The organism is Stenotrophomonas sp. Ste86 (genome assembly GCF_024519465.1).
Lineage (GTDB): Bacteria > Pseudomonadota > Gammaproteobacteria > Xanthomonadales > Xanthomonadaceae > Stenotrophomonas.
The window spans coordinates 39,074-53,883 of sequence record NZ_JALJRW010000027.1 but is presented as its reverse complement, the minus strand read 5'-3'; the positions used below and the strand labels follow the sequence as shown (position 1 = coordinate 53,883).

Annotated in this window: 16 protein-coding genes; 12 read left to right on the top strand and 4 right to left on the bottom strand. The window is 65.2% G+C overall.

All coding sequences use genetic code 11. The annotated features are described in order from the left end of the window. Positions 1–275: 275 nt before the first annotated feature. Positions 276–1,094, bottom strand: coding sequence for a hypothetical protein (locus NR101_RS17455; protein ID WP_256776896.1), 819 nt, complete (start codon positions 1,092–1,094; stop codon positions 276–278). Between the two features lie 551 nt (positions 1,095–1,645). Between NR101_RS17455 and NR101_RS17450 the strand changes: the two genes are divergently transcribed. The 11 genes from NR101_RS17450 to NR101_RS17400 all read left to right on the top strand — a co-directional run bounded on the left by NR101_RS17450 (position 1,646) and on the right by NR101_RS17400 (position 10,124). Continuing rightward, positions 1,646–2,014: a hypothetical protein gene (locus NR101_RS17450; protein ID WP_256776897.1), complete on the top strand. Its 369-nt coding sequence runs from the start codon at positions 1,646–1,648 to the stop codon at positions 2,012–2,014. A 31-nt stretch (positions 2,015–2,045) separates the two neighbouring features. Next, positions 2,046–2,840, top strand: a complete 795-nt coding sequence (gene atpB, locus NR101_RS17445; protein ID WP_256776898.1) for a F0F1 ATP synthase subunit A — start codon at positions 2,046–2,048, stop codon at positions 2,838–2,840. A gap of 61 nt (positions 2,841–2,901) precedes the next feature. Next, entirely contained in the window at positions 2,902–3,204 is a 303-nt protein-coding gene (gene atpE / locus NR101_RS17440; protein WP_256776899.1) for a F0F1 ATP synthase subunit C, read from the top strand. A gap of 111 nt (positions 3,205–3,315) precedes the next feature. Then, a complete protein-coding gene (locus NR101_RS17435) occupies positions 3,316–3,786 on the top strand; it encodes a F0F1 ATP synthase subunit B (protein ID WP_128097913.1) in 471 nt (156 codons plus the stop codon). A 3-nt stretch (positions 3,787–3,789) separates the two neighbouring features. Continuing rightward, entirely contained in the window at positions 3,790–4,317 is a 528-nt protein-coding gene (locus tag NR101_RS17430) for a F0F1 ATP synthase subunit delta (protein WP_256776900.1), read from the top strand. A 44-nt stretch (positions 4,318–4,361) separates the two neighbouring features. Further along, a complete protein-coding gene (gene atpA / locus NR101_RS17425; protein WP_256776901.1) occupies positions 4,362–5,909 on the top strand; it encodes a F0F1 ATP synthase subunit alpha in 1,548 nt (515 codons plus the stop codon). Positions 5,910–6,018: 109 nt separating this feature from the next. Next, entirely contained in the window at positions 6,019–6,882 is an 864-nt protein-coding gene (gene atpG / locus NR101_RS17420) for a F0F1 ATP synthase subunit gamma (protein ID WP_038686099.1), read from the top strand. Positions 6,883–6,919: 37 nt separating this feature from the next. Further along, on the top strand, positions 6,920–8,326 hold the full coding sequence (atpD, locus tag NR101_RS17415) for a F0F1 ATP synthase subunit beta (RefSeq protein WP_256776902.1): 1,407 nt from the start codon (positions 6,920–6,922) through the stop codon (positions 8,324–8,326). A 112-nt stretch (positions 8,327–8,438) separates the two neighbouring features. Then, the gene (locus NR101_RS17410) at positions 8,439–8,861 is read left to right on the top strand and encodes a F0F1 ATP synthase subunit epsilon (protein ID WP_256776903.1); all 423 of its coding nucleotides are present in this window, start codon (positions 8,439–8,441) and stop codon (positions 8,859–8,861) included. A gap of 205 nt (positions 8,862–9,066) precedes the next feature. Further along, the gene (locus tag NR101_RS17405; RefSeq protein ID WP_256776904.1) at positions 9,067–9,612 is read left to right on the top strand and encodes a chorismate mutase; all 546 of its coding nucleotides are present in this window, start codon (positions 9,067–9,069) and stop codon (positions 9,610–9,612) included. 152 nt (positions 9,613–9,764) lie between these two features. Next, complete coding sequence (locus NR101_RS17400) at positions 9,765–10,124, top strand: DUF5339 domain-containing protein (protein ID WP_256776905.1); 360 nt, start codon at positions 9,765–9,767, stop codon at positions 10,122–10,124. Between the two features lie 50 nt (positions 10,125–10,174). Here NR101_RS17400 and NR101_RS17395 read toward each other — a convergent pair whose 3' ends face one another. After that, complete coding sequence (locus NR101_RS17395; protein ID WP_256776906.1) at positions 10,175–10,558, bottom strand: GtrA family protein; 384 nt, start codon at positions 10,556–10,558, stop codon at positions 10,175–10,177. Between the two features lie 86 nt (positions 10,559–10,644). On the opposite strand from NR101_RS17395, the gene glmU reads away from it, so the two are divergent. Next, positions 10,645–12,012: a bifunctional UDP-N-acetylglucosamine diphosphorylase/glucosamine-1-phosphate N-acetyltransferase GlmU gene (gene glmU / locus NR101_RS17390; RefSeq protein WP_256776907.1), complete on the top strand. Its 1,368-nt coding sequence runs from the start codon at positions 10,645–10,647 to the stop codon at positions 12,010–12,012. A gap of 64 nt (positions 12,013–12,076) precedes the next feature. On the opposite strand, the gene NR101_RS17385 is transcribed toward glmU, so the two are convergent. Continuing rightward, the gene (locus tag NR101_RS17385; RefSeq protein WP_256776908.1) at positions 12,077–13,423 is read right to left on the bottom strand and encodes an ATP-binding protein; all 1,347 of its coding nucleotides are present in this window, start codon (positions 13,421–13,423) and stop codon (positions 12,077–12,079) included. Beyond that, positions 13,420–14,763: a sigma-54 dependent transcriptional regulator gene (locus NR101_RS17380; RefSeq protein WP_256776909.1), complete on the bottom strand. Its 1,344-nt coding sequence runs from the start codon at positions 14,761–14,763 to the stop codon at positions 13,420–13,422. The genes NR101_RS17385 and NR101_RS17380 overlap by 4 nt, the downstream gene beginning before the upstream one ends. Positions 14,764–14,810 lie beyond the last annotated feature (47 nt).

Below are 14,810 nucleotides of genomic sequence, written 5' to 3'. Positions count from 1 at the left end.
CCTGGGCAAAATAAAGGAGGAGGCCGCCAGGCCGGGGGACATTTGCGCCAGGGGCCTACCGGCCGCTACGGGGCCCTCACGCGCGCGACAGGCCCCAGCGGAGACACAGCCGGATCCACCCGCCGCCGACACTGGCCCGTCCCACTCGTAGCAGCGTCGAGTTCACTCTGCGACGGACCTTGCAGAAAGACGCTCCCCTCAGATGGGAGACGACCCAAAAAAAACGCGGCCCCCGATGTTCCGGGGGCCGCGCTCGGAGAGATCGCCTGGAGAACTTAGAAGACGAAGCTGACGCCCGCCACCGGGCCCTTGAACTCCTGCTTCAGACCGATCGTGCCGTCGCTGCCGCTCTGGTCCACGTCCAGCTTGAACCAGTCGTAGCCGGCGAACAGACCGAAGTTCTTGGTCAGGCGGTAATCCACGATCGCATTGGCGCGGGTCAGGTCACCGTCGTAATCATCGAAGTTGCCCCACTTGGTGTTCAGGTACTGGCCCTGCACCGTGATCATCCACTTCTCGGACGGGTTGAAGCTCATGCGCGCACCCACCACCGGCGCCACACCGTCGGCCTTCTCATCCAGGAAACGGCCCTGGTACAGATCGCCCACATCGGCATAGGCCTTCGTGCTCACCTTGGCGTACTCGGCACCCAGCTGCAGGCCGAGATCGAAGGTATCGGTATCCACCACCGAGTAGTCGTACACCAGGCTGGCGACCTGATACTTCAGCTCACCCTTGATGAAACTGCCGGCCGGCACGGACACGTCACCGAAGCTCACGCCGTCATCCAGCGTCTCGCGGCGGTCCTTGTCGTACTTGAAGTAATTGAACAGCAGGCGCTGACGGTCGCTGATGCGGAACATGCCGTCGATGCGCGGTTCCCATTCCTTGCCACCCAGCTTGAAGTCTTCGGAGAAGCCCACGTCCTGGCCGGCCACGTTGGTGTTGCCGCGGATCGTGTTGTCCGAATCGATGTTCATCGCACCCAGGCGCAGCGCGAAGCGGTCATCGCCCTCGGCAGCGCTGGCGGTGTTGGCATGGGTCAGCGCGGCCATGGCCAGCGGCAGGGCGAGGAGGGAAAGCGTCAGGCGCATCGGTGTGTGTCCTTGCAGTGGTTCATTGATGTGCCGACACTCTGCCCAGTGCCGCGTCCACCATTCGTGAACGTATGGTGGAGGGAGTGTGTACCGTTCATGCAACAGCCGGTGCCGCCGGGCGGGTGGGGTGGCCGCGACCGGCGTCGGAATGCGTTTGAACCGCTGTGGACCGGTCCCCGATGGGTACCGGAACATCGGAAGCCGGTCCCACCAAAGAAAGTGGCCCCGGAGAGAGCTCGGGGCCACTTTGGGGTGCAGACCTGCGCTTGGGGCGCCGACGAGGATCGAAAAGTGCAGGTCGATGTCTGTGACCGGGCGCTGCGACCAAAGTTCAATATGTTGCATCGCAACAGGCCAAGAGCCTGACAGGGCCACGATTGGACCGCCGGTGGACCGCAAAATCTGTGGCGATGCAGCAACTTGCAGACATCCGGGATGAACAGGGGGCGGTTGTCTCGCAAATTGTCCCGTTGCTATAATTTGGCGGCTCGACGGGGCGCTTGCTTGCGACCCCGGCCTTTCTACTTACGATCAAGCAGGACATACGTGTGCTGAACTCCGTTGATTCGGGTCGGCGACTGATGCTGCGCGCAGCGGTTTACCCGCTGGCTGCAGTGGCTGTCCTGGCCCTGGCCTTCCTGCTGCTGGCAGGGCAGAAGTCCGCCCTGGGAGCGCTGGTGTCAGGCGTGGCGGTGTCGGCAGGTGGTTGGGTTGCCGCACGGATGGCGCTCAGTGGTGGGGTACAGGCGGCCGGTTCGGCGCTGGCCCGGCTGATCGTGGCGGTGGTGGCAAAGTGGGTGCTCGTTTTCGGCGTCCTGATGGTGGGGTTCCTGGTCTTCAAGCTGCCTGCATTGGCGCTGCTGGCCGGTATCGCCGTCGGGTTGATGTTCCAGGTCCTGGCTCTGGCCAGGCGCTGATCCAATTTATTTAACTTAAGGTTCCGGACACATGGCAGGCGAGGCGCTTACTCCCACCTCCTACATCCAGCATCACCTGCACAACCTGACGATTCATATGCAGGAAGGTGGTTTTTGGGCGATCCACGTCGACACCATCGTGACCTCGGTCCTGATGGGCCTGTTGATGGTGTTCGGTTTCTGGATGGCCACCCGCAAGGCCACTGCCGGCGTGCCGGGCAAGTGGCAGGCGTTCGTGGAAATCTGCCTGGAGTTCGTTGACCGCCAGGCCAAGGACACCTACCACGGCACCAGCAAGCTGGTGACCCCGATCGCGATCACGATCTTCTTCTGGATCCTGTTGATGAACCTCATCAAGATGATCCCGGCCGACTTCATCGCGCTGCCGCTGGAAGCTCTCGGCGTGCCGTACTGGAAGCCGGTTCCCACCGCCGACGTCAATGCCACCCTGGGCATGTCGATCAGCGTGTTCTTCCTGATGCTGTTCTTCGCGCTGCGCTCCAAGGGCCTGGGTGGTTTCACCAAGGAATTCCTGACCGCGCCGTTCGGCAAGTGGCTGATGCCGTTCAACCTCATCCTCAACATCGTCGAGTGGCTCAGCAAGCCGATCTCGCTGGCGATGCGACTGTTCGGCAACATGTTCGGCGGCGAAATCGTCTTCCTGCTGATCTGGGTGCTGGGCGGTGCCGGCATTGCCGGTGCCATCGCGGGCGGCGCATTCGGCCTGGGCTGGATGCTGTTCCACCTGCTGGTGATTCCGCTGCAGGCTTTCATCTTCATGATGCTGTCGATCGTGTACCTGAGCCTGTCGGAAGACAGTCACTGAGTTTCGCTTCACCCTTCATCCGTTTCATTACCCTTAGCAACTTAAGTTCCTGGAGATAACCATGTACTTCGCCGTCCTGACCAACTTCGCCCAGATTCAGAGCTCCACCGCCCTCGCCGTCGGCATCATGATCGGCCTGGCCGCGCTGGGTGCCGGTCTCGGTCTGGCCATCATGTCCGGTAAGTTCCTGGAGTCGGCCGCTCGCCAGCCGGAACTGATCCCGGTCCTGCAGGTCCGCATGTTCATCACCGCCGGCCTGATCGACGCCGCGTTCATCATCTCGGTCGCCGTCGGCCTGCTGCTGGCCTTCGCCAACCCGCTGTCGCAGGCGCTGCTGGACCAGGCCAAGCTGGTTGCTGGCTGATCCATTGAAAGCGAACGATCAGGCGCCGTGTGCGCCTGATCGCGGATGAAGGAACGGCTGCGCCGCCGCAGGCGGCGCAACCACCCCATCACCCCAGATTGAGCGAACCCCATGGAAATCGGTTTTACCCTCGTTGCCCAGGCACTGGCGTTCGCCGGTCTGATCTGGATCATCGCGACCAAGATCTGGCCGCCGCTGATGAATGCCATCGAAGAGCGTCAGCAGAAGATCGCTGAAGGCCTCGCCGCTGCCGACCGCAGCCAGAAGGATCTGGCCCAGGCGCAGGAAAAGGTCAACGAAGCACTGAAGGATGCACGCGGCAAGGCCAACGAGATCATCGACCAGGCCCACGCGCGCGCCAATCAGATCGTTGAAGCCGCCAAGAATGAAGCCATCGCCGAAGCGAACCGCCAGAAAGATCTGGCCCACGCTGAAATCGAGGCTGCCGCCAACCGTGCCCGTGAGGATCTGCGCAAGCAGGTGTCCGCGCTGGCCGTGAGCGGTGCCGAAAAGCTGCTCAAGCGCGAAATCGATGCCAACGCCCACAAGGCGCTGCTCGACGAGCTGGCATCGGAGATCTGATCGATGAGCCAGGCCCTCACGCTTGCACGCCCGTATGCCCGCGCCGCGTTCGCGACCGCGCGCGACGAAGGCACGTTCGCGCCGTGGTCGGACGCGCTTGCGTTCTCCGCCCACGTAGCCGCCGACCCGCGCGTGGCGGCCTTGCTGTCGAACCCGGAACTGGACCGCGGCGAAGCCGTCGCGTTGCTGGCCCCGGAATCGTCCAGCGAGACCTTCGGTCGCTTCCTGGCCATCCTGGCCGGTGCGCACCGTCTGCCGCTGCTGCCGGAAATCGCCGGCATGTACGCCCAGCTGCGCGCTGAAGCCGAGCACGTGGTCAAGGCCACGGTGACCTCGGCCACCGACCTGTCCGGCGCCGAACTGGACGCCATCAAGGCCGCGCTGCGCAAGCGCTTCGGCTGCGAGGTGGACGTGACGACCGCGGTCGATGCCTCGCTGATCGGCGGTGCCGTGATCGACGCCGGCGATGTGGTCATCGATGGCTCGCTCAAGGGCAAGCTGTCGCGCCTGCAGACCGCGCTCGCTAACTGAATTCATTTAACGTCCGGCGTGATCGCCGGCACTAGGACTTGACGATGGCAACCACGCTCAACCCCTCCGAAATCAGCGAACTGATCAAGAACCGCATCGAGAAGGTCAAGCTGGCCGCGGAATCGCGCAACGAAGGCACCGTGACCAGCGTGTCCGACGGCATCGTGCGCATCTTCGGTCTGGCCGACGTGATGCAGGGCGAAATGATCGAACTGCCGAACAACACCTTCGCCCTGGCACTGAACCTGGAGCGCGACTCGGTCGGCGCCGTGGTGCTGGGTGCCTATGAGCACCTGCGCGAAGGCGACGTCGCCAAGACCACCGGCCGCATCCTGGAAGTGCCGGTCGGTCCGGAAATGCTCGGCCGCGTGGTCAACGCGCTGGGCGAGCCGATCGACGGCAAGGGCCCGATCGCCGCCAAGGCCACTGCGCCGGTGGAGCGCGTTGCCCCGGGCGTGATCTGGCGCAAGTCGGTCGACCAGCCGGTGCAGACCGGTTACAAGTCCGTCGACTCGATGATCCCGATCGGCCGCGGCCAGCGCGAGCTGGTCATCGGTGACCGCCAGACCGGCAAGACCGCCCTGGCCATCGATGCGGTGATCAACCAGAAGACCACCGGCATCAAGTGCGTGTACGTCGCGATCGGCCAGAAGGCCTCGACCGTGGCCAACATCGTGCGCAAGCTGGAAGAGAACGGCGCCCTGGCGCACACCGTGGTGGTTGCTGCGACCGCGTCCGAATCGGCCGCGATGCAGTACATCAGCGCCTACTCGGGCTGCACCATGGGCGAGTACTTCATGGACCGCGGCGAAGACGCGCTGATCGTGTACGACGATCTGTCCAAGCAGGCCGTTGCCTACCGCCAGATCTCGCTGCTGCTGAAGCGCCCGCCGGGCCGCGAAGCCTACCCGGGTGACGTGTTCTACCTGCACTCCCGCCTGCTCGAGCGCGCTGCCCGCGTGTCCGAAGAGTATGTGGAGAAGTTCACCAACGGTGCCGTCACGGGCAAGACCGGCTCGCTGACCGCGCTGCCGATCATCGAAACCCAGGCCGGTGACGTTTCGGCGTTCGTGCCGACCAACGTGATCTCCATCACCGACGGCCAGATCTTCCTGGAAACCGATCTGTTCAACTCCGGCATCCGCCCGGCCGTGAACGCCGGTATCTCGGTGTCGCGCGTCGGTGGTGCGGCCCAGACCAAGATCATCAAGAAGCTGTCCGGCGGCATCCGTATCTCGCTGGCCCAGTACCGCGAGCTGGCTGCGTTCGCGCAGTTCGCCTCGGATCTGGACGAAGCCACCCGCAAGCAGCTTGAGCGCGGTCAGCGCGTCACCGAGCTGATGAAGCAGAAGCAGTACGCCCCGATGTCGATCGCCAACCAGGCGTTGTCGATCTACGCCGTCAACGAGGGTTACCTCGACGACGTGCCGGTCAACAAGCTGCTGGCACTGGAAGAGGGCCTGCACGCCCACTTCGCCAACACCCAGGGCGAGCTGATCAACAAGATCAACGCCACCGGCGGTTGGGACAACGAGATCGAAGCTGCCTTCAAGCAGGGCATCTCCGAGTTCAAGACCACCGGCAGCTGGTAATACCGGTCCTGTAGAGCGGAGCGTTGCTCCGCTGGGCTTGAAAGCAGCGGAGCAACGCTCCGCTCTACGTCAAACGCGGGGCATGTGCCCCGCGCCACGGGAATAAGAGATGGCTAGCGGTCGCGAAATCAAAACCAAGATCAAGAGCGTGCAGAACACCCGCAAGGTGACCCGTGCGCTGGAGATGGTCTCGGCCTCCAAGATCCGCAAGGCGCAGGAGCGGATGAAGACCTCGCGCCCGTATGCGCAGGCGATGAAGCAGGTGATCGGTCACCTGGCCCAGGCCAGCACCGATTACCAGCATCCGTTCCTGGTCCAGCGTGACGAGGTCAAGCGGGTCGGTTACATCGTGATCTCCTCCGACCGTGGCCTGGCCGGTGGCCTGAACAACAACCTGTTCCGCAAGATGCTGGGCGAGGTTCGCCAGTACCAGGACAAGGGCGCCGAGATCGACGTGGTGACCGTGGGCCAGAAGGCATCGACCTTCTTCCGCCGGATCAAGGTCAACATGGTCGGCAGCGTTACCCACATGGGCGACGTGCCGCACCTGGAGCAGCTGATCGGCGTGATCAAGGTGATGCTCGATGCGTTCACCGAAGGCAAGGTCGATCGCGTGTACCTGGTCTACAACCGCTTCATCAACACGATGACGCAGAAGGCCAGCTTCGACCAGCTGCTGCCGTTGCCGGCCGCTGAGAAGCAGGTCGCGCACCACGACTGGGACTACCTGTACGAACCCGACGCCGCGACCGTGCTCGAGCACGTGATGACGCGTTACGTCGAGTCGCTGGTGTACCAGGCCGTGCTGGAAAACGTCGCGTCCGAGCATGCAGCCCGCATGGTCGCGATGAAGTCGGCCAGTGACAACGCGAACAAGCTGATCGGAACCCTGCAGCTGGTCTACAACAAGGCTCGCCAGGCAGCGATCACCCAGGAAATCTCCGAAATCGTCGGCGGCGCGGCAGCAGTCTGACGCGCACAGTCAAAGCACACATTAGAGGATTGCAGCAATGAGTCAGGGCAAGATCGTTCAGATCATCGGCGCCGTCGTCGACGTCGAATTCCCCCGCGAGTCGGTGCCGAGGGTGTACCACGCGCTGAAGGTGGACAACACCGAAATCACGCTGGAAGTGCAACAGCAGCTGGGTGACGGCGTGGTCCGTTGCATCGCGCTGGGCTCCACCGACGGCCTGAAGCGCAACCTGGTTGCCACCAACACCGAACGCGCCATCTCGGTGCCGGTCGGCGCAGGCACCCTGGGCCGCATCATGGACGTGCTGGGCCGTCCGATCGACGAAGCCGGCCCGGTGGCCGCCAGTGATACCTGGGAAATCCATCGTGCCGCCCCGTCGTACGAAGACCAGTCCCCGGCGACCGAGCTGCTGGAAACCGGCATCAAGGTCATCGACCTGATGTGCCCGTTCGCCAAGGGCGGCAAGGTCGGCCTGTTCGGCGGCGCCGGCGTCGGCAAGACCGTCAACATGATGGAACTGATCAACAACATCGCCAAGGCGCACAGCGGTCTGTCCGTGTTCGCCGGCGTGGGTGAGCGTACCCGTGAGGGCAACGACTTCTACCACGAGATGAAGGACTCCAACGTCCTGGACAAGGTCGCGATGGTGTACGGCCAGATGAACGAGCCGCCGGGCAACCGTCTGCGCGTCGCCCTGACCGGCCTGACCATGGCCGAGTACTTCCGCGACGAAAAGGACGAGAACGGCAAGGGCAAGGACGTGCTGCTGTTCGTGGACAACATCTACCGCTACACCCTGGCCGGTACCGAAGTGTCGGCACTGCTGGGTCGTATGCCGTCGGCCGTGGGCTACCAGCCGACCCTGGCCGAGGAAATGGGCGTCCTGCAGGAGCGCATCACCTCGACCAAGAATGGCTCGATCACCTCGATCCAGGCCGTCTACGTGCCCGCCGATGACTTGACCGATCCGTCGCCGGCCACCACGTTCGCCCACTTGGATTCGACCGTGACCCTGTCGCGTTCGATCGCCTCGCTGGGTATCTACCCGGCCGTGGATCCGCTCGATTCGACCAGCCGCCAGATGGATCCGCTGGTCATCGGTCACGAGCATTACGACACCGCCCAGCGCGTCCAGCAGACCTTGCAGAAGTACAAGGAACTGAAGGACATCATCGCCATCCTGGGCATGGACGAACTGTCCGAAGAAGACAAGCAGGCCGTGACCCGCGCCCGCAAGATCGAGCGCTTCTTCAGCCAGCCGTTCCACGTGGCCGAAGTGTTCACCGGCTCGCCGGGCAAGTACGTGTCGCTGAAGGACACCATCCGTGGCTTCAAGGCCATCGTTGATGGTGAGTACGATCACCTGCCGGAGCAGGCGTTCTACATGGTCGGCAGCATTGAAGAAGCGGTCGAGAAGGCCAAGAAGATGGCCGAGAAGGCCTGATGCGGCGGGGGCGGGCATACGCCCGTCCCGACCGTGACACGGGGTGGGCTCGCGCCCACCGCTGCGGAACACCTGCGGTGGGTTCAACCCGCCCCTTAGCGAAGAGAGTTACATGAGCACCATCCGTTGCGACATCGTCAGCGCCGAGCAGGAAATTTTCCGTGGTGAAGCGACCCTGGTCGTGGCCACCGGCGAGCTGGGCGAGCTGGGCATCGCGCCCAAGCATGCCCCGCTGATCACCCGGCTGAAGCCGGGCAAGGTGGTGGTGACCACGGCCAACGGCGAGCAGCTCGATTTCGCCATTTCCGGCGGCATCCTCGAGGTGCAGCCGCAGGTCGTGACCGTGCTGGCCGACACCGCCATCCGTGCCCAGGACATCGACGAAGCGTCGGTGCGCAAGGCCAAGGAAGAAGCCGAGCGCATGCTGGCCAACCGTGGTGAGGCAATGGACGTGGCCCAGGCCCAGCAGAAGCTGGCCGAAGCGGTCGTCCAGCTGCAGGCGCTGGAGCGCCTGCGCAAGACGCTCAAGCACTAAGCAGCTTGCCTGCGGGTGTTCGACTGCGCCGGCCTTGTGCCGGCGTTGTCGTATCCGGGCCCCCGTGCAGGGAGATGGCCTGGACTGTGATCGACCCGGCAACGGGGCGCGGCCAGGTCGGGCAGAATCGGCGGCATCCTTTGCCCGGCGCCTGACGATGATTCCTGCACGCACTATCACGGTCATCGGGATCCTTTGCAGCCTGGTGCTGACTGCCACCGTGTCCGCCCGCGCGCCGCAGGGCAGCCTGGCCGACTGGATCGCACAGGTGGCGGCGCGCAACGCGATCGCCCACGACGTGGCGGCATACAAGTTTCCCGCCGGACGCCCGATCGAAGACCCTCGGCGCGAGGCGGCCGTGCTCGCCGACAAGCGCGCACGCGCCCTGCAGATGGGGTTGGACCCGGACAGCGTGGTGGCCACCTATCGCCAGCTGATCGAGGCCAACAAGCTGCTGCAGCACATTGACGTACACCGCTTCCTGCTGGGCACGCAGGTGCCGCCGGCTCCGCCGCTGGAGGTCATCCGGGACCGCATCGACGTGCTGGATGCGCGCCTGTTGGCGCAGTGGGCATCGCTGGACGATGTGCGCGCTGCGCCGGACTGCCCGCGCCGGCTGGCACAGGCCATTGCCCGGCAGGCTGCGGAGGCGGCGAAGAACGAGCAGGACAGTGGAAACGCATTGGTGCTGGCCACGGTCGGCTTCTGTGCGGACGAGGCACGCGCCCGGTCGGCGCCGACCGGAGGATGAGTCGTGACCGGTTGCCTGCACGTTCGGCTGCAGCATGACGCGACTGGAGTTTGCTGCTAGAAGTGCACCTGCCGACATGCCCCCGGACGTGCGCGACCGGAGACTGACATGCAGGCATTGGAAACCCCTGACGCTTCAATCAAGGAATGATCATGTTCAAGAACGCATTGATTCTCGCGGTGGCCCTCACCGGCCTGGTGGCGTGTGGCAAGAAGGACGACGCTGCCGCGCCTGCTACCCCAACCCCGGCGGCGGCTGCACCATCCACCGCTGCAGCGTCCACCGATGCCGGCATCGGCGCGGGCCTGCCCCAGGCCTGTGAGGCCTACCTGACCCGCGCCAAGGCCTGCTTCGACAAGTCCAACCCGCAGACGGCCGCTGCCTTCCAGCAAGGCGTGGACCAGGCCAAGGCGCAGTGGGCCACCATGCACGACAAAACGGCGCTGGAGGCGGGCTGCACGTCGGCCAACGACCAGTTCGCCCAGGTCGCCAGCGCGCTGAAGTGCGAATAGCCTGACCCCGGCCGGGCACCGCACCGGTGCCCGGTTACTGCGCCGGCTGTTCAGCGATAGACGAAGTGCCGCATCAGCAGGAACGAGAGGGCGGCCAGGCCGCCTTCGACGATCGGTTTGGCCAGCCACGCATAGGCCAGGCCCAGGTGGTGCGCCGTCGTGCTCACCAGCAGCGTGCTGACCACGGTCAACACCAGCCACAACGCCAGGAACCGTGCGAAACGCGCCCAGCCGAGGCGCTGGCCGCCTTCAGCGGCAAATGTGTAGCGGCCGTTGAGCCAGAACCCCAACAGCATTCCGCACACCCGGCCCAGCACGTTGGCCGGCGCGGTCGGAACGCCCAATGCCGTGGCACCGACGAACACCGCCCAGTCCACGAGCAACTGCACCAGGCCGATGAGGATGAAGCGGCTGCCTTGGCGGATCAGGCTCACGGGAGGGCGGTACCGGTGCGGAAAGGCAGCATGTTAACTGTCCGCGTTCTAGAATTGCAGCCACTACCGCCCACACACGCTGCCCCATGACCCAAGCCCTGCACGTCATCATCCTCGCCGCCGGCGCTGGCAAGCGCATGAAGTCCGACCTGCCCAAGGTGCTGCAGCCGATTGCCGGCCGCCCGATGCTGGCCCATGTGATCGATGCTGCCCGCGACCTGCAGCCCGCCGCCATCCATGTGGTGTACGGACACGGTGGCGATGCGGTGCGCGACGCGTTCGCCAGCCAGACCGACCTGCTCTGGGCCCAACAGCGCGAACAGCTGGGCACCGGCCATGCCGTGCAGCAGGCCATGCCGAACGTGCCCGACGCGGCCACCGTGCTGGTGCTGTACGGCGACGTGCCGATGATCCGCACCGACACCCTGCGCCATCTGCTGGCGCAGCCGGGCCGGCTGGCGGTGCTGGTGGCCGAAGTGGCCAACCCGACCGGCTACGGCCGCATCGTGCGCAATGCCGAGGGGCGCGTGGCGGCGATCGTCGAGCAGAAGGACGCCAGCGACGAGCAGCTGTCCATCCGCACCATCAACACCGGCATCATCACCGCCGAGTCCACGGCGTTGCGCACCTGGTTGTCACAGCTGTCCAATGCCAACGCGCAGGGCGAGTACTACCTGACCGACGTGTTCGCCGCTGCCGCGCATGACTACACGCCGGCCGACATGGCGTTCGTCGAGGACGCGCAGGAAGCCGAAGGCGCCAACGATCCGTGGCAGCTGGCACAGCTGGAACGCGCGTGGCAGCTGCGCGCGGTGCGGGCGCTGTGCACGCAGGGCGCGCGGGTGCTGGACCCGGCACGGCTGGACATCCGTGGCACGGTCAGCGTCGGGCGCGACGTGCAGATCGACGTCAACGTGATCCTGGAGGGCCGGGTCGAGCTGGGCGACGGTGTCAGCATCGGGCCGTTCACCCGGCTCAAGGATGTGGCGCTGGCTGCGGGCACCGTGGTCAAGGCGCATTGTGATCTGGACGGCGTGGTCAGCGAGGGCGCGGCCGAGATCGGGCCGTTCGCGCGGCTGCGCCCGGGCACAGTGCTGGCCGCCGGCAGCCACGTGGGCAACTTCGTGGAAACCAAGAAGGTCACCCTCGGGCCAGGTAGCAAGGCCAACCACCTGACCTACCTGGGCGATGCGGTGATCGGGGCCAAGGTCAACATCGGCGCGGGCACCATCACCTGCAACTACGACGGGGTGAACAAGTCGCAGACCACTATCGGCGACAACGCTTTCATCGGCTCCAACAGCGCGCTGGTGGCGCCGGTGGTCATCGGTGAGGGCGCCACGATTGCGGCCGGGTCGGTGGTCACCCGCCATGCGCCGGACGGCAAGCTGACGGTGGCGCGTGCGCGACAGGAAACGATCGAAGGCTGGAAGCGTCCGGTCAAGAAGGCCTGAGCGGTGATGCCAGCCGTTGGCCGGCATCAGGCAATACCGGCGGCATGAGCTTGCCGGCCATGCCTCAGGCAATGGGCAGGAAGATCGCCACGCACAGGCCGCCTTCGCGGCGGTTCTGCAGCGAGATGCGACCGCCGTGCGCTTCGACGATCTCGCGTGTGAGGGCCAGGCCCAGTCCGGTGCCATTGCGCTTGGTCGAATAGAACGGCATCAGCGCGTTCTGCAGCACGGCCTCGTTCATGCCCTTGCCGCGATCGAGTACTTCCAGCCGCAGCCACTGCGGCAGCCGGGTCAGCCGCACTTCGACGTCGTCGTTGGGCGGTTCGGCTTCGCTGCAGGCTTCGTGCGCGTTCTTGAGCAGGTTCAACAGCGCCTGGCCGAGCTGGGCGATATCCACCCGGCTGTGCAGTTCATCGCTGATGCCGCTCATGCGGAACGCGATCTGGTGCTGCAGGCTGGTCAGGAACTGCAGCCATTGCACGTTCTGCAGCTGCGGTTGCGGCAGCTTGGCAAAGCGCGCATAGCCGCGGATGAAGCCTTCCAGGTGCCGCGCACGATCTTCGATGGTGGCGAACACTTCCTCCAGGCGCTCGGTCTTGCCACGCCGCACCAGCTCGCCGCCGGAATGTGCCAGTGACGCGATCGGCGCGAGCGAGTTGTTGAGTTCATGACTGATTACCCGGATCACCTTCTTCCACGTCTGCACTTCCTGGCGGCGCAGCTCGGCGGTGAGCAGGCGGATCAGCAACAGGTCGTGGGGGCGTCCGTTGAGGTGGAAGTTGCGGCGCGACAGGTGGTAAACCTGTTCGTCCTCTTCATCGTCGCTGCCTTCGTCATGCACGGCGAACAGGCTGTCGCCACCGCGCACGATCGCGTCGCGCAACTCCACCGGCATGGTTTGCAGCACGTCCTGCATGCGCTGGCCTTCCAGCTTCCAGCCGTTGTGCAGCAGCCGACGTGCGGCCAGGTTGGAGAACGCCACGCGCTGGATGCCATCGCCGCCATTGGCCAGCAGCAGCATCGACACCGGGGTGTTCTGCACCATCGTGTCCAGCAGCAGCTCGCGTTGCACCAGGCCCTGGCGTTGTTCGCGCAGTACATCGCCCAGCTCGCGGTGGGCCTTTACCAGGTCGCCCAGTTCGTCGTTGCCCGGCCAGTACACGCCGAAGTTGTACTCGCCATCGCGGTAGCTGCTGGTGGTGCCGGACAAGGCGCGCAACAGTGAACGCACCGGTGCGGTGGCGCGGCGCAGGCTCCACCACATCACCGACAGCAGTACGACGAGGGAGACCGCGCTGATCAACCAGCCATGGTCCAGCCAGTAGGCCAGGTACCACGGAAAAGCGGCGGCCAGCGCCAGTACCGGCAGCAGGCGCAGGAACAGCCGGAAGGTGAACGAGCTGCGCTTCATTCGCGCGGAATACCGTAGCGGTCCATGCGCCGGTACAGCGCTTGCCGGCTCAGGCCAAGTTCGGCGGCGGTCTGGGCGATGATGCGGTGGTTGCGGCCCAGCGCGGCTTCGATATGGCTGCGGTCCGGGTCGACCGTCGGGCTGGCCGGGCGCGGTGCGCTGGCCCCCCGCGGCAGGTTGAGATCGGTCACTTCGATGCGCGGCCCGCTGGCCAGCAGCTGGGCGCGTTGCAGTACGTTGCGCAGTTCGCGCACGTTGCCCGGCCAGGTGTGTCGCTGCAACGCGGTGGCCGCGGCGGCGGACAATGGCTTGTCGCCGTCCATGAAGCGTTCGGCCAGCGGCAGGATGTCGCCGGCCCGTTCGGCCAGCGGCGGCAGCGCCAGCTCCACGGTATTGAGGCGGTAGTACAGATCTTCGCGGAACTGGCCATCGCGGATCATCGCCGGCAGGTCGGCATTGGTGGCACTGATCACCCGCACCTTGACCTGGCGTTCGCGGTTGGAGCCCAGCCGCTCGAAGCGTCCGGTTTCCAGCACGCGCAGCAGTTTCATCTGCCCGCCCAGCGAAAGATTGCCGATCTCGTCCAGGAACAGCGTGCCGCCATCGGCGGCCTCGAACTTGCCTTCGCGTGCCTTGTTGGCGCCGGTATACGCGCCGGCCTCGCTGCCGAACAATTCGGCCTCGATCAGTTCGGCGGGAATGGCGCCGCAGTTGAGCGCGACGAACGGGCCCTTGGCCACCAGCGAATTGGCCTGGATGATCTCGGCGATCTTCTCCTTGCCGGCGCCGTTGGGTCCGGTGATCAGCACCGGCAGTGCCGAGCGCGCCACCTGGCAGGCCAGGTTCACCACGCGCTCGCTGGCCGGGTCGGCAACCACCGCACCGCGCAGGTCGTAGCGGGCTTCCAGCGCCGAGCGGTTGCGCTGCTCGCGCTCGCGGCGGCGGTCCAGCTCGCGACGGGTTTCAGACAGTTCCAGCAGGTTGTTGACCGTGACCAGCAGCTTGCGGTCGTCCCAGGGTTTGGCCAGGTAATCGGCGGCGCCGGCGCGGACCAGGTCCACGGCGCTGCTCAAGTGGGTCCAGGCGGTCAGCAGGATCACCGGCAGGTCCGGATGGCGGGCACGGATCTGCTGGAACAGGGCCTCGCCTTCCTCACCGGAGGTGGTGTCTTCGGTGAAGTTCATGTCCTGGATGACCAGGTCCACCGGATGTTGTTCCAGCAACGCCAGTCCGGCGTCGGGTGACAACGCGTGCAGCGCATCGATGTCGTGCAGCGAGAACAGCACTTCCAATGCGGTGCCGACGCTGGCGTTGTCGTCAATGATCAGGATTGAAGGCATGCGGCATCGAAAGCCAGGAAGTGGAATCAAGAGTACCGGAGCGCCGG

Coding starts and splice junctions, on each gene's coding strand:
- NR101_RS17455 (WP_256776896.1), bottom strand. CDS start 1,094: ATGCGCCTGACGCTTTCCCTCCTCGCCCTGCCGCTGGCCATGGCCGCG.
- atpB (WP_256776898.1), top strand. CDS start 2,046: ATGGCAGGCGAGGCGCTTACTCCCACCTCCTACATCCAGCATCACCTG.
- atpE (WP_256776899.1), top strand. CDS start 2,902: ATGTACTTCGCCGTCCTGACCAACTTCGCCCAGATTCAGAGCTCCACC.
- NR101_RS17435 (WP_128097913.1), top strand. CDS start 3,316: ATGGAAATCGGTTTTACCCTCGTTGCCCAGGCACTGGCGTTCGCCGGT.
- NR101_RS17430 (WP_256776900.1), top strand. CDS start 3,790: ATGAGCCAGGCCCTCACGCTTGCACGCCCGTATGCCCGCGCCGCGTTC.
- atpA (WP_256776901.1), top strand. CDS start 4,362: ATGGCAACCACGCTCAACCCCTCCGAAATCAGCGAACTGATCAAGAAC.
- atpG (WP_038686099.1), top strand. CDS start 6,019: ATGGCTAGCGGTCGCGAAATCAAAACCAAGATCAAGAGCGTGCAGAAC.
- atpD (WP_256776902.1), top strand. CDS start 6,920: ATGAGTCAGGGCAAGATCGTTCAGATCATCGGCGCCGTCGTCGACGTC.
- NR101_RS17410 (WP_256776903.1), top strand. CDS start 8,439: ATGAGCACCATCCGTTGCGACATCGTCAGCGCCGAGCAGGAAATTTTC.
- NR101_RS17400 (WP_256776905.1), top strand. CDS start 9,765: ATGTTCAAGAACGCATTGATTCTCGCGGTGGCCCTCACCGGCCTGGTG.
- glmU (WP_256776907.1), top strand. CDS start 10,645: ATGACCCAAGCCCTGCACGTCATCATCCTCGCCGCCGGCGCTGGCAAG.
- NR101_RS17385 (WP_256776908.1), bottom strand. CDS start 13,423: ATGAAGCGCAGCTCGTTCACCTTCCGGCTGTTCCTGCGCCTGCTGCCG.
- NR101_RS17380 (WP_256776909.1), bottom strand. CDS start 14,763: ATGCCTTCAATCCTGATCATTGACGACAACGCCAGCGTCGGCACCGCA.